The 18,782-nt window shown below is 68.8% G+C and carries 18 protein-coding genes; 6 read left to right on the top strand and 12 right to left on the bottom strand.

Annotated features, from left to right (window positions below):
* The first annotated feature begins 220 nt into the window (after positions 1-220).
* Positions 221-661, top strand: a complete 441-nt coding sequence (locus tag B8W67_RS11750) for an STAS domain-containing protein (RefSeq protein WP_163797158.1) — start codon at positions 221-223, stop codon at positions 659-661.
* A 73-nt stretch (positions 662-734) separates the two neighbouring features.
* Here the strand turns inward: B8W67_RS11750 and B8W67_RS11745 are convergent, their stop codons facing one another.
* On the bottom strand, positions 735-1,523 hold the full coding sequence (locus B8W67_RS11745) for a SigB/SigF/SigG family RNA polymerase sigma factor (RefSeq protein ID WP_069391167.1): 789 nt from the start codon (positions 1,521-1,523) through the stop codon (positions 735-737).
* Positions 1,523-1,945, bottom strand: coding sequence for an ATP-binding protein (locus B8W67_RS11740; RefSeq protein WP_174254736.1), 423 nt, complete (start codon positions 1,943-1,945; stop codon positions 1,523-1,525). Before B8W67_RS11740 ends, B8W67_RS11745 begins: the two co-directional genes overlap by 1 nt.
* A 331-nt stretch (positions 1,946-2,276) precedes the next feature.
* Here B8W67_RS11740 and B8W67_RS11735 point away from each other — a divergent pair, with 331 nt between their 5' ends.
* Together B8W67_RS11735 and mbp1 are read left to right on the top strand one after the other, a co-directional pair.
* Positions 2,277-2,534 (top strand): DUF7218 family protein, encoded by a 258-nt coding sequence (locus B8W67_RS11735; protein ID WP_069391165.1) that lies wholly within the window; start codon positions 2,277-2,279, stop codon positions 2,532-2,534.
* Positions 2,535-2,574: 40 nt separating this feature from the next.
* Complete coding sequence (gene mbp1 / locus B8W67_RS11730; protein ID WP_069391164.1) at positions 2,575-2,820, top strand: microaggregate-binding protein 1; 246 nt, start codon at positions 2,575-2,577, stop codon at positions 2,818-2,820.
* A gap of 268 nt (positions 2,821-3,088) precedes the next feature.
* On the opposite strand, the gene B8W67_RS11725 is transcribed toward mbp1, so the two are convergent.
* From B8W67_RS11725 to B8W67_RS11705, 6 genes are all read right to left on the bottom strand, one after another.
* Positions 3,089-3,487: a hypothetical protein gene (locus tag B8W67_RS11725; RefSeq protein ID WP_085304113.1), complete on the bottom strand. Its 399-nt coding sequence runs from the start codon at positions 3,485-3,487 to the stop codon at positions 3,089-3,091.
* A 75-nt stretch (positions 3,488-3,562) separates the two neighbouring features.
* Positions 3,563-5,698 carry a catalase gene (locus tag B8W67_RS11720; protein WP_085304111.1) on the bottom strand — a complete coding sequence of 712 codons (2,136 nt, stop codon included), beginning with the start codon at positions 5,696-5,698 and terminating at the stop codon, positions 3,563-3,565.
* A gap of 161 nt (positions 5,699-5,859) precedes the next feature.
* Positions 5,860-6,621, bottom strand: coding sequence for a cutinase family protein (locus B8W67_RS11715; protein ID WP_069391162.1), 762 nt, complete (start codon positions 6,619-6,621; stop codon positions 5,860-5,862).
* A gap of 248 nt (positions 6,622-6,869) precedes the next feature.
* Positions 6,870-7,025: a DUF6131 family protein gene (locus B8W67_RS20865; protein WP_165607769.1), complete on the bottom strand. Its 156-nt coding sequence runs from the start codon at positions 7,023-7,025 to the stop codon at positions 6,870-6,872.
* Positions 7,022-7,270 carry a hypothetical protein gene (locus B8W67_RS11710; protein ID WP_069391161.1) on the bottom strand — a complete coding sequence of 83 codons (249 nt, stop codon included), beginning with the start codon at positions 7,268-7,270 and terminating at the stop codon, positions 7,022-7,024. Before B8W67_RS11710 ends, B8W67_RS20865 begins: the two co-directional genes overlap by 4 nt.
* A gap of 191 nt (positions 7,271-7,461) precedes the next feature.
* Positions 7,462-7,836: a hypothetical protein gene (locus B8W67_RS11705; RefSeq protein WP_085304132.1), complete on the bottom strand. Its 375-nt coding sequence runs from the start codon at positions 7,834-7,836 to the stop codon at positions 7,462-7,464.
* 127 nt (positions 7,837-7,963) lie between these two features.
* Between B8W67_RS11705 and B8W67_RS11700 the strand changes: the two genes are divergently transcribed.
* Positions 7,964-12,538: an ATP-dependent helicase gene (locus B8W67_RS11700; protein ID WP_234806731.1), complete on the top strand. Its 4,575-nt coding sequence runs from the start codon at positions 7,964-7,966 to the stop codon at positions 12,536-12,538.
* A 35-nt stretch (positions 12,539-12,573) separates the two neighbouring features.
* Here B8W67_RS11700 and usfY read toward each other — a convergent pair whose 3' ends face one another.
* Positions 12,574-12,885, bottom strand: a complete 312-nt coding sequence (gene usfY, locus B8W67_RS11695) for a protein UsfY (RefSeq protein WP_085304109.1) — start codon at positions 12,883-12,885, stop codon at positions 12,574-12,576.
* A 296-nt stretch (positions 12,886-13,181) separates the two neighbouring features.
* On the opposite strand from usfY, the gene nei2 reads away from it, so the two are divergent.
* Entirely contained in the window at positions 13,182-13,937 is a 756-nt protein-coding gene (nei2, locus tag B8W67_RS11690) for an endonuclease VIII Nei2 (RefSeq protein WP_085304107.1), read from the top strand.
* 47 nt (positions 13,938-13,984) lie between these two features.
* Here the strand turns inward: nei2 and B8W67_RS11685 are convergent, their stop codons facing one another.
* The 3 genes from B8W67_RS11685 to B8W67_RS11675 form a co-directional block, all read right to left on the bottom strand.
* Positions 13,985-14,866 (bottom strand): pseudouridine synthase, encoded by an 882-nt coding sequence (locus tag B8W67_RS11685; RefSeq protein WP_085304105.1) that lies wholly within the window; start codon positions 14,864-14,866, stop codon positions 13,985-13,987.
* The gene (locus B8W67_RS11680; protein WP_084228538.1) at positions 14,863-16,569 is read right to left on the bottom strand and encodes a glycerol-3-phosphate dehydrogenase/oxidase; all 1,707 of its coding nucleotides are present in this window, start codon (positions 16,567-16,569) and stop codon (positions 14,863-14,865) included. Before B8W67_RS11680 ends, B8W67_RS11685 begins: the two co-directional genes overlap by 4 nt.
* A gap of 204 nt (positions 16,570-16,773) precedes the next feature.
* Positions 16,774-18,189 (bottom strand): NAD(P)H-quinone dehydrogenase, encoded by a 1,416-nt coding sequence (locus tag B8W67_RS11675; protein ID WP_085304128.1) that lies wholly within the window; start codon positions 18,187-18,189, stop codon positions 16,774-16,776.
* A gap of 95 nt (positions 18,190-18,284) precedes the next feature.
* Between B8W67_RS11675 and B8W67_RS11670 the strand changes: the two genes are divergently transcribed.
* Positions 18,285-18,770 (top strand): gamma-glutamylcyclotransferase family protein, encoded by a 486-nt coding sequence (locus B8W67_RS11670; RefSeq protein WP_069391155.1) that lies wholly within the window; start codon positions 18,285-18,287, stop codon positions 18,768-18,770.
* Positions 18,771-18,782: the final 12 nt, after the last annotated feature.

Genomic DNA, 18,782 nt, shown 5'->3' with positions numbered 1-18,782 from the left:
AGCGCCGGTAACGATTCCTTGAGAGGACGCTGGCAGCGTTACCAAACCGTTGTGAAAGCCCGACCGCAGGAGTAACGTCGCCAACAGGTTGAGTTCACAGCCACCCCGGAAATGCGTCAGGGACGTGCGGGGAGGCGGGCCTCTCCGAGTCTTCGATTCCGGTTGCACGTCCTCGACGCGAGTCCAGTAGCACGAGTATGCAACTGATGGAGCGATGGACATGACTGTGACGCGCACTACCGGCCTCCCCTGGCCAACTCCCACGGCGGACATCGACTTCCCGGCGCAATCCTGGGAGAGTCACACCGCGCAGATCGACGCACGATGGGGCCGCAGCGGCCTGGTTCTCACCGTGCGCGGTGAGGTCGATGCCGCCAACGCCGACCACCTCGCCGACTATGTACGTCGCTGCGCAGCGCACTGCGAATGGCTGGTGCTCGACGTCAGCGGCCTGGATTTCATGGGCTCGTCGGGATTCAACGCCCTGCGGCGGATCCAGACGGCGGTGGCCGGCGTCCTGCGCTGGGCGCTGGTGACCGGGCCCGCGGTCTCCCGGCTGCTGCGGATCTGCGACCCCGATGCGGACCTGCCCGTCCGACGGACCATGACCGAGGCGCTCGGGTATGTCCAGGACATCACCCTGTTGCGCGCCTCGGGCTAGTTCCGGCTAGTTCCCGAGCGGACCGCCACGCGCCTCGTCCCGTCGGTCCGGCTTCGCGCCCGGACCTGGCGGGTCACGTCATCTGGTCGCGAAGCCGGGCCAACGACTTGGCCAGCAGCCGCGAAACGTGCATCTGCGAGACGCCGACCCGTTCGGCGATCTGAGTCTGGGTCATCGATTCGAAGAACCGCAGAATGAGCACGGCACGTTCCCGCTCGGGCAGGGCCGCCAGCAACGGCCGCAGGGTCTCACGGTTGTCGATGCGCTCCATCCCGGCGTCCACCGACCCGAGCGTGTCGGCGATCGCTCGGACGTCGTCGTCGCCGCCGCTGCCACTACCGCTGTCGATCGACAACGTGTTGTACGAACTGCCCGCCACCAAACCTTCGACGACCTCGCTGCGGCTGACCTCCATTTCGGCGGCCAACTCCGACGGCGTCGGGGCGCGACCGAGCCGCTGCGACAACTCGGCGGTGGTCGCCCCCAACCGCAGATGCATCTCCTTGAGGCGCCGCGGCACCTTCACCGACCAACTGTTGTCACGGAAGTGTCGGCGGACCTCGCCCATGATCGTGGGCACCGCGAACGACACGAAATCCGAGCCGGCGTCGACATCGAAACGCAGCACCGCGTTGACCAATCCCACCCGCGCCACCTGCACCAAATCCTCACGGGTCTCGCCACGACCGTCGAAGCGGCGGGCGATATGGTCGGCCAGCGGCAGACAGCGTTCCACGATCTTGTCGCGCTGGGCGGAGAACTCCGACGACTCCGCGGGCAGCGCGACCAATTGTCGGAACATCTCGGGAACGTCGGCATACTCCGAACTCCCCCGCGATGCCGAGCCGGCATCGGATGCCATCACTCAATCCCCGCCCGGTGTTTGGTCAACACCACCCCGACCGTCTGGCCGCCGACGCCGGGCTGTTCACCGTCACGGTAGGTGTTGACCCCATCCACCAGGGAGGTCAACACATACCAGCCGAAACTGCCCGGGACCATCACTTCCCGGTCGCCACGGCAGGGCACACAGAGATCGATCCGCACCACATCGGCGCCCGGGTCGACGACCATCACCAACGTCGCTCCGTCGCTGGCCGCATGAACCAACTGGGTACAGGCCTCATCGACCGCCAGCCGCAGATCCGCGACGCTGTCGACGTCGAAGTCCTCCAAGGCGCCGACCGCACCGACCAGGGTACGCACGACCGCGATGTTGTCCACGCGTGCCGCCACCCGCAACTCGACGGACCGGTCAGTGCGCTCGTCTCGGGGGGCTTGCATCCTGGTGTCCGTCACGTGTCGTCCTCCCAGCGGTCGCCTGCTCCCTGAGGTTACCGCTGCGCATTGTTTGTTCCGAGTCTGTTCCGAGTCTGTTCGGGGCATTCCTGCATCACATCGGCACCCCGGTGAACCGTATGTTCAGTGACGGTTACGCGGTGCCCCGACACAGGTACCCGTTTTTCGCCGGGGGTAACCCCGATCGGTCGCCTCGGGCGGCGCGAACCGGCCACGCGCCGGCCACGCGCCCAGGAGACCCGCGAGGTTTAACGTCGCCGCAGCCGGGGCATCCCGGTAGGCGGGTCGGGAAAACCGGCGCGGAAAGGAGAAGACGATGCCGAACTCGTCGATCAAGGACGAGCGTCTCTACCAGGATCTGCGCGACAAAGGCGACTCGAAGCAGAAGGCGGCTCGGATCGCCAACGCCGCGGCATCCAGTAGTCGACACAAGGTCGGCCAGCGCGGCGGCCGCTCCGGGTCGTATCCGGATTGGACCGTCCCTGAGCTCAAAAAGCGGGCAAAAGAGCTTGGCATGTCAGGCTATTCGAAGCTGACCAAAAGCGAGCTCATCGCGAAACTGCGGAACCATTAGAAACCGCGGAACCATTGGTAGTCACCAGGAAGGTGGATTGATGAGCGACAAGAACACCGCCGAAGAGGCCGTGAAGGGCGTTGTCGAAGGCGCCAAGGGCAAGGTCAAAGAAGCGGTCGGCACCGTCACCGGCCGTGACGACATGGTCCGCGAGGGCCGCGCGCAACAGGACAAGGCAGAGTCCGAACGCGAGGCGGCCAAGAAGGAAGCACAAGCCGAACAGGCCCGCGGCGAAGCCAAGATCGATGAGCAGCGCCAGAAAGCCAACCAGGACCCGGGTAGCTGACCGGTACGTCCATCCCGAGGAAGAAGGGCCCAGCCGAGCCGGCTGGGCCCTTCTCATGCGCGCACCGCTGACTTCTGTGCGGTCGGGGCGTGTTTGCCCGCGGCCGTGGCCTGGTTCGCCCGAGCCTTGTGCAACCAGGGCGGTGATCAGCCCAGTTTTACCACCGTGGTTGCACAAACCTACGCCGTGGTTGCACAACCCTTGGCGTGGCGGCGCACTCAACGTTCTGCGTGAGACGTTCTGCGTGAGACGTTCTGCGTGACGCGGCTCAGCCCAACACGCCGGGCCCGGCGATCGGGACACCTGCCATGAACAGGATCGCGAAACACAGCATCAACAAGAACCAGCCGGCGCCCTGCCAGCCCCACCATGGCTGGCGGTCACGGTAACGCTGATAGGTGTGGGCGAACGCCCGGATCGCCCCGGCGAAGAACACCGCCGGCGCTGCCAACGCCAGCGTGATGCGTTGCGGTGTCCCGCACGCCGCGCCGGAGGCCGTGGAGCTGTCGCAGCCGCTCGCCCACAACGACGCAACGACGAGCACCACCACGCCGAGGGCGGCGACCACCAACGCGAAACGGACCGCTGCGCGCACGGTGGGATCGTTGCGCAGCGGGGAACGCCGCTCCCCGGAGCCTCCCGTTGATCGGCGACTGTCCTGTGTCACGGCTTCCCTTTCAACCCGTTCCGACCTGTGTGGCCCCGATCTTAGAGGCCGGCACCGGTCGAGCGGGTTCGTTGCTCACGCCGAGACGGCATCGGTCTGGCGATCCCAGACACGGTGTTTGGCGAGCACCGTGGCGAATGCGTCGAAGAACGACTCAACGAGATCACCTGCCGCCGCAGCGGTGGTGACCACTCCGTCGGTCTCCAGCACGTCGGTGCCGGTAGCGAGATGCTCACCGACTCCGGCGGTGCGCAACAGTGTGAGCCCCGCACCGAACGCCCCCACCGCCTTGAGGTGCTTGTAGGCCTCGGCGATGAAGTGCAATGCGTAGCCGTCCCCGGCCAGTGTCGCCACCGAATCGGGCCCGCAGGGCACCACGACTGCGTCGTAGAGCACCGATGCCATGGTGTTGATGGCGCGATCCACCGGCAGCTGCCCACCGGAGCCACCGGCGAGCGCGCCGCCCGCGGCGGGGGCGAGCACCTCGGCGATTGCGCCGCGGCGGCGCATCGCCTCGATGAAACGCTGGGTGCCTTCCACATCGACACCGTCGGCGGCGAGCAGCGCGATCTTGCGGCTCTCGATGCCGCCGTCACCGGTGCCGATCTGCGACAGCGCCGAGGAGGCCGCCATGGTGTCGTCGACGGGTTGTTCCTCCGGCGCGGTCAGGCCGAGCAGAGCAGCCACCTGGGTGGCGAGATTGTGGTCGATGCGATTGAGGTGGTCGACGACGCGGGCACGGATCTCACCGGAAGTCACCTTCCCCAACTCGAAACCGTAGGCGGCCACGATGTGTTTCGCCTCCACCGGCGTCATGCTCTTCCAGAACATGCGCGCCTGGCTGTAGTGATCCTGGAAGGCTTCGGCCCGCTGGCGCACCGCGTGGCCCTCCACCTTCTGGGTGTAGTGGCGGAACACGTCAGGATCGCTGCCGGCGCCGAGTGCGGGGCATCCACCACCGATGGAGTTCTTGTAGTAGCTCGACCGGCCCACCGGGATCGCGATCTGGCCGTAGCCGTCGTGCTGGTTGGTGCGCACCTCGGCGACCGGACGGTTGATCGGCAGTTGCGCGAAATTCGGTCCGCCGAGCCGGATCAACTGGGTGTCAAGGTAGGAGAAGTTGCGGAACTGCAGCAGCGGGTCGTTGGTGAAGTCGATCCCGGGCACCACGTTGGCCGGACAAAACGCCACCTGCTCGGTTTCAGCGAAGAAGTTGTCCGGGTTGCGGTTGAGCACCATCGTGCCGACCGGTTGTACCGGAACCTGTTCCTCGGGAATGATTTTCGTGGCGTCCAGCAAGTCGAAATCGAAGTTGAGCTCCTCGCTCTCGGGGACCAATTGGACTCCGAGTTCCCACTCCGGGTACTGGCCGGACTCGATGGCGTCCCACAGGTCGCGGCGGTTGAAGTCGGGGTCTTTTCCTGCCACCTTCTGACATTCGTCCCAGATCAGGGAGTGCACTCCCAGCTTCGGGGTCCAGTGGAATTTCACGAAGGTGCCCTGCCCGTCGGCGTTGACGAACCGGAATGTGTTCACCCCGAAGCCCTGCATCATCCGGTAGCTGCGCGGGAGTGCACGGTCGGACATCAGCCACATGATCGTGTGCAGCGTTTCCGGTTGCAGCGCCACGAAGTCCCACAGTGTGTCGTGCGCGGATTGCGCCTGCGGGATCTCATTGTCGGGTTCGGGTTTGACCGCGTGGACGAAGTCGGGGAACTTAATGGCGTCCTGGATGAAGAACACCGGGAAGTTGTTGCCCACCAAGTCGTAGTTGCCCTGCTCGGTGTAGAACTTGGTGGCGAAGCCTCGGACGTCGCGGACGGTGTCGGCCGATCCGCGGAAGCCGGCCACCGTGGAGAACCGGACGAACACCGGCGTCCGTTTACCGGCGGTGGTGAGGAATTTCGCTGCGGTGTAGGGCGCCAGCCAGTCGTCATAAGTTTCGAAGTAGCCGTAGGCGCCGGACCCGCGGGCGTGCACCACTCGCTCCGGGATGCGCTCATGGTCGAAGTGGGTGATCTTCTCGCGGGCGTGAAAATCGTCGAGCAGGGTCGGCCCCCGCTCTCCTACGCTCAGCGCATCGTCGGTGTGATCGACGCGCACCCCCTGCTGGGTGGTGAGGTAACCGGACTGCCGGTCCACCCGATAGTCGTCGAGTTGCTGCTGTTTGTCGTCCACGCGCGTCTCCTTACCGGTAGAAGCCTCAGGCATCGGGTACCCAGCCGTCACGGCCACAAACGATGGAGGGACGGCAGCGTCAGGGCACGAAGGAGGGCAGAGCACGAAGGAGGGCAGAGCACGACGACCTCGGTGGCACCGCTACCGAGGTCGTGGCCCCGTGCGCCGGGCGCGACCGCGTCGCGTGTGCGGGCTCAGTTGCCGAAGTTGGGGGCTGCGATCGCCGGCTGGTTGGGTGCCGGCGGCACCGGTACCCCGTTGAGCCGAGCGATGGCGAAATCAGCCCCCTGGTTGATCACCGCAGCGTTGTTGGCGTAGCTGTTGTGCGCGGCCATGTCCAGGCCCAGGGAACACACCGCGTCCTCGGGCACGCACAACTTCAGAGTCTTGTCCTGATACAGCGGCCCGATCGCCACCGGTGGCTCGTTGAGGAAGTTCATCGCGCGCACATTCGGCATCGCGTAGAGCACCACCGCGTCGACATTCTCCGCGACCGCCGGATCCAGCGGCTTGGGTACGGTGGCCGGATCGACCCCGGCGGGAACTTCCGCGGAGGTGACGAATCCCATCACCGCCGCCCCCTGCGAGTAACCCCCCAGCACCATCCGGGTGTTCGGGCAGTTGTTCGCCGTATCGACGACGTGCGCCCCGGCGTCACGGATGCCGTCGACACCGGTGGCCCACTGGTCGGTCGCCGGGTAGTTGACCGCATAGACGTCCATCGACCGGTCCCCCACCCGCGAACGCATCGCGTCGACGAACGCCTGGCCGGTCGGTCCGACGCCGGGCTGCTCACCGGTGCCACGGGCGAACACGACCTCGACATCAGGACAGGGTTCAGCGCTCGCGGGCGGCGCGACGGCCACCCCGGTGGCCAAGGTTCCGAGGCACCCGGCGGCGGCGACGGCCGGGGCCAGGAAGCGGGCAAGCGAACGGGCGCGGTGACGTGCATTCATGCCGAAAACAATGCCCCCCTCAGGCCGTTGCTAAACGACCCGTTGTGAAACGAAGTGGATTCCTCGAGGCTATCGGCCCCAGAACGCTCCCGCTATGTTTTTTGACGACTCGACGTGACCGACTCGAGCAGTTCCGGTGCCGACGGTGGCGTCAATTCCGTCCGCGCAGGCACCGGTCGCGGTCAAGCAGCAGCAGCGCGCGCCGCCGGTACACTTCCCGCGGCGCGCGATCACCGGTGAAACCCGGGTCAAAACCAATACCGGCGGCCGCCGACGGGCCGGCCGAGCGCTCCGAGCAGCCACAGGACCGCACCGATGACCACCAGGATGATCCCGATCGTCCACAGCGCCGGGATGGTGAGTACGTAGCCGAGAACCAACAGGATGATGCCGAGGACAATCATGACCACTCCATTTCTTGGGGGGACAGGTGTCGGACCGTCGCCATCGCGCTCGGTTCCGGCAGCCGACAATCGGTGACCTTCGGGTTGACCCCGAAGTAGTTCAACGGTCCGGAGACGATCGTCACGGCGATCGTTCCCGCTGTGGCGCAATTGGTCTGAGCATTCTGCAGATACCCGCGCTGCCAACTGGCAAGCACACCGACCAACAGCCACACCACGACGACCACGCCGAGAATCCCACGCATGAGGCTCCCTTCCGCCGGCTGTGCAGCCGACCCCGCCCGACCGACCTGAGCGGGCCGGACATCGGCTACATACCCATCGCTGCGCGATGGCAAACCCGTTACGCGACGACGCGGTGTGATTTGTTGCCGACGATCGGCGGGTGCCGAGGCGGACTGCCGACGATCGGCGGGTGCCAACGCGGAGGCGGTGCTCAGGTGTTGAACGCGACGGTCAACGCCACGACGTCGGCCAGCAGCAGCGCCCACCCGATCAGCGGCACCACGATCCCCCAGCGTTTCGCCGCGGTGAAGAACGTGGCCAGGATCGTCACCACCGCCACCGCCGGCGCCCCGTAAAACATCACGTTGAACAGCAGGCCGCTCAGGCCCAGATCCGGGCACTGCACGGTACTGCACGCGGCGACGCTCATCACCGCGCCGGTGGCCACAATGACCACCAGTCCCGCAGCCGGGACGGTCAGCAACGCCAACACCCAGTTGAGCCAGCGCGGGAAGCGGCTGCGCGGCTCGGTCTGCCGGTCCGGGTCGGTTTCGCTGGTCGACACGGTCATGAGCCTGCCTCCCATCGACGGCACGATATGCAGCGGTTTGCTTCGGCTACCCCCGCCGACCGGGCCCGAAACCCACCTCGCCACCGTCGCCGGCGGGCCCTCGGTGGCTGCGCGTGTCGGCCCGGATTGGCACGATGGCGAGGTGGCCGGTGACCGTCGTGACGCGCTGGGGCGGTTCGGTGAACTGACCCGCGAGTGGTTCGCGGGCACGTTCGCCGGCCCCACCGAAGCGCAGCAGCAGGCGTGGGCGGCGATCGGCGAGGGCCATCACGCGTTGGTGATCGCCCCGACCGGATCCGGCAAGACCCTCGCGGCTTTCCTGTGGGCATTGGACCGCCTGGCCCACGCACCCGCCGGTTCCGGCACCCGGGTGCTCTACATCTCGCCGCTGAAAGCGCTGGCGGTCGACGTCGAACGCAACCTGCGCACCCCCCTGGCCGGGATGGCCCGCATCGCCGAACGCCGCGGCCGGCCCGCCCCGACGATCAGTGTCGGGGTGCGCTCCGGGGACACCCCGCCGGCGCGGCGGCGCCAGATGCTGACCAGCCCGCCCGACATTCTGATCACCACTCCGGAGTCGCTGTTTTTGATGCTGACCTCCGCGGCGCGCACCACCTTGACCGGGGTGCAGACCGTGATCGTCGACGAGGTGCATGCCGTGGCCGGCACCAAGCGCGGCAGCCACCTGGCCTTGTCGCTGGAGCGTCTCGACGCGCTGCTGGAGCGCCCGGCTCAGCGCATCGGGCTGTCGGCGACCGTGCGGCCCGCCGAGGAGGTGGCACGGTTTCTCTGCGGGGCGGCGCCGGCGCGGATCGTCGCGCCACCGACGTCCAAGACCTTCGCTCTCAGCGTCCAGGTGCCGGTGCCGGATATGGCGAGCCCGGCCGCCAACACCGTCTGGCCGGAGGTGGAGGCCCGTGTCGTCGATCTGATCGAGGCGCACCGGTCGACGATCGTGTTCGCCAACTCACGCCGCCTGGCCGAGCGGCTCACCGCCCGCATCAACGAGATCCACGCCGAACGCGCCGGCTTCGACCTGGACCCGCCGGATCGGGCGGCCAATCCGCGGGTGGCCGGCGGCGCGCCGGCCCAGTTGATGGGCAGCGGCCAAAGTCACGGCGCGCCACCGATCCTGGCGCGCGCCCATCACGGGTCGGTGAGCAAAGAGGCCCGCGCCGCCGTCGAGGACGACCTCAAGGCCGGCCGTCTGGCCGCGGTGGTCGCCACCTCCAGCCTCGAACTCGGCATCGACATGGGTGCGGTGGACCTGGTCATCCAGATCGAGGCACCGCCGTCGGTGGCCAGCGGCCTCCAGCGCATCGGCCGGGCCGGCCACCAGGTCGGTGAGGTGTCGGCGGGGGTGCTCATCCCGAAGCACCGCACCGATCTGATCGGATGCGCGGTGGTCGCCGAACGCATGCGCACCGGTGAGATCGAGACCCTGCAGGTTCCCCGCAACCCGCTGGACATCCTGGCGCAGCACACGGTGGCCGCCGCAGCGCTGGACCCCCTCGACGCCGACACCTGGTTCGACACGGTTCGGCGCGCCGCGCCGTTCGCCACCTTGCCGCGCAGCGCCTTCGAGGCAACCCTGGATCTGCTGTCGGGAAAGTATCCGTCCACCAATTTCGCCGAGTTGCGACCACGCGTGATCTATGACCGTGACACCGGGACGGTGACGGGACGCAAAGGCGCCCAACGGTTGGCGGTAACCTCCGGTGGTTCCATCCCCGATCGCGGGCAGTTCGCGGTGTTTTTGGCCAGTGACGCCGACAAACCGTCCCGGGTCGGGGAACTCGATGAAGAGATGGTCTACGAGTCACGCCCGGGCGATGTGATTGCGCTGGGCGCGACGAGCTGGCGGATCACCGAGATCACCCACGACCGGGTGCTGGTTGTCCCCGCTCCGGGTCAGCCCGGCCGGCTGCCGTTTTGGCGTGGCGACAATGCCGGCCGGCCCGCCGAACTCGGCATGGCATTGGGCCGGTTCACCGCCGAGCTGTCGACACTTGCACGTTCTGATTTCGAAAGCCGTTGTTCGCAACTGGGTTTGGACGAATACGCGCGGGAGAACCTCTGGCGTCTCCTCGAGGATCAGCGCAGCGCCACGGGGGTGGTCCCCACCGACACCACGTTGGTGGTGGAGCGGTTCCGTGACGAACTCGGCGACTGGCGGGTGGTGTTGCACTCACCGTATGGGCTGCGGGTGCACGGCCCGCTCGCCTTGGCGGTGGGGCGCCGACTGCGCGAACGGTACGGCCTCGACGAGAAACCCACCGCCTCCGACGACGGCGTCGTGGTGCATGTGCCCGACACCCTCGACGAGCACGGGGGTGCGGACGCGGTGCCCGGCGCGGAACTGTTCGTCTTCGACGCTGACGAGGTCGAACCGCTGGTCACCGCCGAGGTCGGCGGATCGGCGCTGTTCGCCTCCCGGTTCCGCGAATGCGCCGCGCGAGCCCTGCTGCTGCCACGGCGTCAGCCCGGTCGGCGATCGCCGCTGTGGCAGCAGCGTCAACGCGCCGCGCAACTGCTCGACGTGGCCCGCAACTACCCGGATTTCCCCATCGTCCTCGAAGCGGTCCGCGAGTCGCTGCAGGACGTCTACGACGTTCCCGCGTTGACGGCGTTGATGGCGGCGATCGGTCAACGGCGGGTGCGGATCACCGAGGTGCTCACCGCCACGCCGTCACCGTTCGCCGCGTCCTTGCTCTTCGGTTACGTGGGCGCATTCATCTACGAGGGTGACACTCCACTGGCAGAGCGGCGCGCTGCCGCGCTGACGCTGGATCCGACACTACTGGCCGAGCTGTTGGGGCGGGTGGAGTTGCGCGAGTTGCTCGATGCCGACGTCGTGGCCACCGTCGACCGGCAACTACAGCACCTGACCGAACAGCGCGCCGCCCGTGACGCCGAAGCCGTCGTCGACCTGCTGCGCCTGCTCGGCCCGTTGACCACCGCCGAGATCGTCGAGCGCTCGGCCGGTGGCGACGTGACCGCTTGGCTCGACAGGCTGGCCGCGACCAAACGGGTGCTGGCGGTGTCCTACGCCGGCCGGCAGTGGTGGACGGTGATCGAGGACATCGGCCGGCTGCGTGACGGCGTCGGGGTGGCCGTGCCGGTCGGGGTGCCGTCCGGCTTCGCCGAACCGGTGGCCGACCCGCTCGGCGAGTTGCTGGGACGGTTCGCCCGGACCCGCGGGCCGTTCACCACCGCGCAGGCGGCCGATCGGTTCGGGTTGGGGCTGCGGGTGGCCGCCGACGTGTTGGGCCGGCTGGCCGGTGACGGCCGTTTGGTGCGTGGCGAGTTCATCGAATCGCCCACCACGGTCGCCGGTGGTGACCAGTGGTGTGACGCCGAGGTGCTGCGGATCCTGCGGCGACGCTCCCTGGCGGCGCTGCGCGCCCAGGTCGAACCGGTCACCACCAGCGCCTACGCCCGGTTCCTGCCGGCCTGGCAGCAGCTCCGGGCCAACGACGGCGGCGGGGCGGAGGCGCTGATCGGGGTGCTCACCCAACTGGCGGGGGTGCCGATCCCGGCCTCGGCGATCGAGCCGTTGGTGCTGGGCCAGCGCGTCACCGACTACTCCCCCGCCCTGCTCGACGAGGTGCTGGCCACCGGGGAGGTGCTGTGGTCGGGGGCCGGCCCGATCGCCGGGGGGACACCGCCCACCGACGGCTGGATCGTGTTCCACACCGCCGATACCGCGCCGTTGACGGTGGCGGAGCCGACCGCCCTGGATTTCACCGACGCGCACCGCGCGGTGCTGGACGCCCTGGCCGGCGGCGGGGCGTACTTCTTCCGTCAGCTCGCCGGCGGGCCGATCCCCGAACGCGCCCTCAAAGACGCACTGTGGGAGCTGATCTGGTCCGGTTGGGTGACCGGCGATACGTTCGCCCCGATCCGGGCCGTGCTCGCAGGCGCGGGCACTCAACGTGCCTCGACAGCGCATCGTCAGCCGCGCCGACCGCCCCGCCTGTCCCGCTACAGCGTGACGACCCCGGCACCCCGCGCCGTGGACGCCACGGTGGCCGGCCGGTGGTCGGCTCTGCCGGCACCGGATCCAGACCCGACCCGGCGGGCCCATCACCGCGCCGAGGTGTTGTTGCACCGCTACGGCGTGCTCACCAAGGGGTCGGTGGCGGCCGAGGCGGTGCCGGGCGGTTTCGCGATGCTCTACCGCGTCCTGTCCGGCTTTGAGGATGCGGGCCGCTGCCAGCGCGGTTACTTCGTCGAGTCGCTCGGGGCGGCACAGTTCGCGGCCGCCGCCACCGTGGACCGGCTGCGCGCCTATCTCGACGACCCCGACCCGCAGCGACGTCCCTACGCTGCGGTGCTGCTCGCCGCCGCCGATCCGGCCAATCCGTATGGGGCGGCACTGCCCTGGCCGAGCCGGGCCGGATCCGACGGCGGGCCCGGTGCCGGGGCGCGGCCCGGCCGCAAGGCCGGGGCCCTGGTGGTGCTGGTCGACGGCGACCTGGTGCTGTTCGTCGAACGCGGCGGCCGGTCGATGCTCACGTTCAGCGACGACGACCAGGCGCTGCACAGCGCCGCCACGGCATTGGCCGAGGCGGTCGCGGCCGGCCGCGTCGACGGGCTGCTGGTGGAGCGGGTGGATTCCGCGCCGGTGCTCGGTCCGCGGGATACGGCGCTGGCGGCTGCGCTGCGCGACGCCGGGTTCTCACGCACGCCGCGTGGCCTGCGGTGTCGGCGCTGAGCGTACGGCCTGTCTCCGGCGATCTGCGGGCGTGGTTAACCGGCGGGCGGCCACCGGTGGGCATCCGGATGACCGGCGTACCACCGCTCCGCGATGCGGCGGACCCGCCGGTGTTCGATGATCACCCAGGTCAGTCCCACCGCCAAGAACGCGAACCCGACGATGCCCGCCGTCAGGCCCTGGCCGGGGTGCGCGGTGGCGAACGCCGTCAACGATCCGGCGAATGCCACCAACCCGATCGCCACCAGTGCGTAGCCGGGCCAGTTGAGAACGTCGGTGAGGGATTCACCGGCGAATTCCCGCGTCGTTCGTGCGTGGTCGATGGGATCGTGAAACGTGCTGCCCATGACGACTCCCTTTGTCCAACCGAGTGTGGTTCGCCACGACCATCCTGTTGACGGGATGGGGGGTAGGGGCTGTCGAGGCGCGAGCCTCGCCGCACCGTACGACCGAGGTGGTCGCCGAGAAAACGCTGACGCTGGCATCGCATGCTGACCCCGTCCTTCCAGACTCGACCTCCGCCGGCGCCGCGTCAAGGGCGCCGGCGGGTCGATCCGCGGGTGGGCAACGCCGATCGGCGGCCGGTTGCGCGTTGTCGACGGTGAGCCGCCAGGTGAGTGCGGGAAGCCTAGACTGGGCGGTCATGCCCGAAGGCGACACCGTTTGGCACACCGCGGCTGTGCTGCGTGAGGGGTTGGCCGGCCGGATGCTGACCGGCTGCGACATCCGGGTGCCGCGTTTCGCCACCGTCGATTTGACCGGACGGGTCGTCGACGAGGTGCTCAGCCGCGGCAAGCACCTGTTCGTGCGGGCCGGGCAGGCCAGTGTGCACGCACACCTGAAGATGGAGGGCAGCTGGCGGGTGACCACGCGCGCGCCGCGCACCGATCATCGAGTGCGGATCATCTTGTCTGCGGGCGATGTTCACGCCGTCGGCGTGGATCTGGGGCTGCTGGAGATCCTCGACCGCAGCACCGATCTCGCTGCGGTGTCACATTTGGGTCCGGATCTGCTCGGCGACGATTGGGATCCGCAGGTGGCCGCGGCGAACCTTGTCGCCGACCCGATGCGGCCGCTGTCGCAGGCCCTGCTCGATCAGACGGTGATGGCCGGCATCGGCAACGTCTACAGCAACGAACTGTGCTTTCTGCGCGGTATTAGTCCCTCGGCGCCGGTCTCACACGAAACCGATCCGCTGCGGCTGGTGTCGCAGGCCCGCCGCCTGTTGTGGGCCAACCGGACCCGATGGTCGCGCTGCACCACCGGCGACACCCGCCGCGGTGAACGGCTGTGGGTGTACGGCCGGGCCGGCCTGCCCTGCCGCCGCTGCGGAACCCTCATCGAGTCCGCCGACGGCGGGGATCGGGTCCTCTTCTGGTGCTCGCACTGTCAGCGGTGATCTGCGCGGCGGAGACGCTCGGCGGAGCCGCGTTCGGCAGGCGACACTCATGGTGTGGGCCCGGCGAGGGTCCGTTCGCTGACGAACCGGCGGCGCTGTCCGGAGAGCGGGTCGTCGAACTCCACGGTGCGGGCGAGAAGCTGCAGCGGGGTGGTGAAGTCGTCGGCGGCCACCTCGAGGATCTCCGGATACAGCGGGTCCCCGGTGATCGGCACCCCGATGGAACTCAGATGGACCCGCAGCTGGTGGGTGCGGCCGGTGATCGGCTGCAGCCGGTAGCGGCCTTCTCCCAGCGCCTGCACCCGGGTTTCGGCGTTGGGTTCGCCGTGCTCCTCGACGGCCTGCAGGTGGCCGCGGCGCTTGACGATCCGACTGCGCAGCACCGTGGGCAGCGCTCGGGTCGGGGTGCCCGCGGAGTGCGCCAGGTAGGTTTTGCGCACCCGACCACGGGCGAACAGCATCTGGTAGGCGCCGCGGACCTCTCGTCGGGTGGTGAACACCAAGACCCCGGCGGTGAGCCGGTCGAGCCGGTGCGCCGGCGCCAACTCCGGCAACTCGAGGCTGCGGCGCAACCGAACCAGCGCGGTCTGGGTGACGTGGCGACCGCGCGGCATGGTCGCCAAAAAATGGGGTTTGTCGACGACTACCAGGTCCCGGTCGCGGTGCAGCACCGGTAGCGCAAACGGCACCGGGGTCTCCTCGGGCAGGTCCCGGTAGAGGAACACCACGGCGCCGGCGGCCAACTCGGTTGTCTCGTCGACGATGGCCCCGTCGGCGCAAACCACTTCCCCGGCAGCGACTTTCGCCGCCGCCCGGTCCCCGAAACGAGCGTGCAGTTCCGCGGCGACCCGGCCGCCGCGCACCCGCAACCGCGCCGGACCCACACCGTCGCGCACCGGCAGCGGAGCGTCACGACGCCGTCGGCTCACTCCAGCGGCACCGGTTCGAGGATCTCGGCCCGCACTTCCGGGGCTGACACCCGCAACGCGTCAGCTGACGCATCGTCGGGTTGGGTCTGGGAGAGCACCTCGGCCTCCACCCGGGCGATGTAGCTGGCGACCTCGGCCGCAGCGTCACTATCGGACCAGCCCAGCACCGGGGCCACCAACTCGGCCACTTCACGGGCACAATCCACACCACGGTGCGGGTACTCGATCGAGATCCGCATCCGGCGGGTCAAGATGTCCTCGAGGTGCAATGCCCCCTCGGCGGCTGCGGCGTACACCGCCTCGACCTTCAGGTAGATCGGGGCTGCGCTGATGGGTTCCAGCAGGCTCGGGTCGTCGGCGGCCAGGTCGAGCACCTCACGGATGAGCGCGCCGTAGCGGTCGAGCAGATGGCGCACCCGGTAGGGATGCAAACCCTGTGCGGCACCGACATGTTCGGCCTGGTTGACCAGAGCGAAGTAGCCGTCCGCGCCGACCAGCGGAACCTTCTCGGTGATCGAGGGCGCCACCCGCGCCGGAATGTACTCGGCGGCCGCGTCGATAGCGTCGGCACCCATCACCCGATAGGTGGTGTACTTGCCGCCGGCGATCGCGACCAGACCGGGGGCGGGCACCGCCACCGCGTGCTCACGGGAGAGTTTGGAGGTGTCGTCGCTCTCCCCGGCCAGCAGCGGCCGCAGACCGGCATACACCCCGTCGATGTCGTCGTGGGTCAACGGGGTGACCAGCACAGTGTTGACCTGCGCCAGGATGTAGTCGATGTCGGCCTTGGTCGCCGCCGGGTGAGCCAGATCCAGGTTCCAGTCGGTGTCGGTGGTGCCGATGATCCAGTGGGTGCCCCAGGGGATCACGAACAGCACCGACTTCTCGGTGCGCAGGATGATCGCCGCCTCCGACACGATCCGGTCCCGCGGCACCACGATGTGCACCCCCTTGGAGGCCCGCACGTGGAACCGGCCGCGCTGGCGCGACAACGCCTGAATCTCGTCGGTCCACACCCCGGTCGCGTTGACCACGACGTGGCCGTGAACCTCGGTGGTGGCGCCGTTTTCGGAGTCACGCACCCCCACCCCGGTCACTCGGTCGCCCTCGCGCAGCAGCGACACCACTTGGGTCGACGTGCGCACCACCGCACCGTAGTGAGCGGCCGTGCGGGCCACGGTCATCGTGTGCCGGGCGTCGTCGACCACGGTGTCGTAGTAGCGGATCCCGCCGATCAACGAACTGCGTTTGAGCCCCGGGCTCAGTCGCAGCGCCCCGGCTCGGGTCAGGTGATGTTGCGGCGGAACCGATTTGGCCCCACCCAACTGGTCGTAGAGGAAGATGCCCGCGGCGATGTAGGGCCGTTCCCACCACCGTTTGGTCAGCGGGAACAGGAACGGCAACGGCTTGACCAGATGCGGGGCGAGCGTGGTCAACGACAGTTCACGCTCGTGCAGCGCTTCGCGCACCAACCCGAATTCGAGCTGCTCGAGGTAGCGCAGCCCCCCGTGGAACATCTTCGACGACCGGCTCGATGTGCCGGCCGCGAAGTCACGGGCCTCCACCAAGGCGACCTTGAGCCCGCGGGTGGCGGCATCCAGCGCGCAGCCGGCGCCGACCACGCCGCCGCCGATCACGACGACATCGAACTGTTCGCTGCCCAGGCGCTGGAAGGCCGCCTCGCGGTAGTCGGGGCTCAACATCGAGTTCGGCAGGGTTTGGTCGTTGGCGGGGTCGCTCACCGTGCGGCTCCTCCTGGCTACTCACCGGTAGACATTTCCACCTGCAGATTACGTGCCGCGGCGGCGTTCGTGAGGCAGGCCGCGCTCCCGGCGCGCATCCGGGGTGGGTTTCGCCGCCGTTTCGTCACCGCGACGACACCTTCGGCGCCCGCACCGGCGCAAGGATCAGTCCAGGTCGTCGTGGGTCATCAACCGCCGGGCGGCCTCGGTGATCGACCCCGACAGCGACGGGTACACCGACAAGGTCTGGGCCAGGTCGGCGACGGTGATGCGGTTCTGCACCGCCAACGCGATCGGCAAGATCAGCTCCGAGGCGATCGGGGCGACGACGACCCCGCCGATCACCACACCGGTGGCGGGACGGCAGAACACCTTGACGAAACCCCGCCTGAGCTGGGACATCTTGGCGCGCGGGTTGGTTTGCAGCGGCAGCATGATGGTGCGTGCCGGCACGGTTCCGTCGTCGATCGCGGCCTGCGGCACCCCGACGGCGGCGATCTCGGGGCGGGTGAACACCGCCGCGGCGACCGTGCGCAGCCGGATCGGGGTGACCCCCTCCCCCAGCGCGTGGTACATCGCGATGCGGCCCTGCATCGCGGCCACCGACGCCAACGGCAGCAGCCCGGTGCAGTCCCCGGCGGCGTAGATGCCGGCCACCGAGGTGCGCGAGACCCGATCGACCTTCAGATAACCGCCGTGGGTCAACTCGACCCCGACCCGGTCCAGGCCCAGGCCCGCGGTGTTGGGCACCGACCCGACCGTCATCAGCGCGTGGCTGCCCGCCACGGTGCGTCCGTCGGTCATCGTCACCAGAACCCCGGTGTCGGTGCGGGTCACCGACTCGGCGCGGGCGTGTTTGATCAGCGTGACTCCGCGCTCGGCGAAGGATTCCTCCAGTACCAGGGCGGCGTCGTGGTCCTCGTGGGGCAGCACCCGGTCGCGGCTGGCGACCACCGTGACCTTGACCCCCAGTTCGGTGTAGGCGTGCACGAATTCCGCGCCGGTCACCCCGGAGCCGACCACGACCAGATGCTCCGGCAGCGCGTCCAGGTCATAGAGCTGACGCCAGGTGAGGATGCGCCGTCCGTCGGGTTCGGCGCCGGGCAGAATCCGCGGGGTGCCGCCGGTGGCGATGAGAACGACGTCGGCCTCCAACACCCGTTCGGTGCCGTCGGTCGCGGTGGCCTTGATCAGGTGGTGCGCCAGCCCGGGGGCGCGGTCGATCAGCTCGCCGCGCCCGGCGATCACCTCGACGCCGTCTTTGACCAGCTGATCGGTGATGTCGGCCGACTGCGCAGCGGCCAAGGTCTTCACCCGGTTGTGGATCTGGGCCAACGAGATCTTGGCGTTGTCGATGTCGATGCCGATGCCCAGATTGGGGGCGCGCCGCAGTTCGGTGCGCACCCCGGTGGAGGCGATGAACGTTTTCGACGGTACGCAGTCCCACAGCACGCAGGACCCACCGATCCCGTCGGCGTCGATGACGGTGACCCCGACCGCGTCGGAACCGTGCGCCGCAGCCACCAGGGCCGCTTCGTAGCCGGCCGGGCCGCCACCGATGATGACAATGCGGGTCGTCACGGTCTCCAACCTATCCGGCCGGGTGGACCGGCCGCTGCGCCGCCCGAGGGGTCGGGGGCACCGCGGTGGAGTTGCGGGCCGTTTAAGATCTGGCTGTGCCGCTCTATGCCGCCTACGGGTCGAACATGCATCCAGATCAGATGCTGGAGCGCGCACCGCACTCGCCGATGGCCGGCACCGGCTGGCTGCACGGCTGGCGGCTGACCTTCGGCGGGGAGGACATCGGCTGGGAAGGAGCCCTGGCCACCATCGTCCAGGACCCCGGGTCGCGGGTCTTCGTCGTGCTCTACGACATGACCACCTCCGACGAGGCCAACCTGGATCGGTGGGAGGGCTCGGAGCTGGGCATCCACAAAAAGATCCGGTGCCGGGTGGACCGCGCCACCGGGTTCTCCGCCGACGTCGCCCCCGAGCCGGTGCTGGCCTGGCTGTATGTGGTCGACGCCTGGGAGGGCGGGCTGCCGTCGGCGCGCTACCTGGGGGTGATGGCCGACGCCGCCGAGATCGCGGGGGCACCCGAGGACTACGTCCACCACCTGCGGACCCGCCCCGCCCGCAACATCGGCCCCGGCACCGGGTAGCCGGGCGATCCC

Source organism: Mycolicibacillus koreensis (assembly GCF_002104795.1).
Taxonomy (GTDB): Bacteria; Actinomycetota; Actinomycetes; order Mycobacteriales; family Mycobacteriaceae; genus Mycobacterium; species Mycobacterium koreense.
The sequence above is the reverse complement of the archived record's forward strand: the minus strand, read 5'-3'. Positions and strand labels throughout refer to the sequence as shown.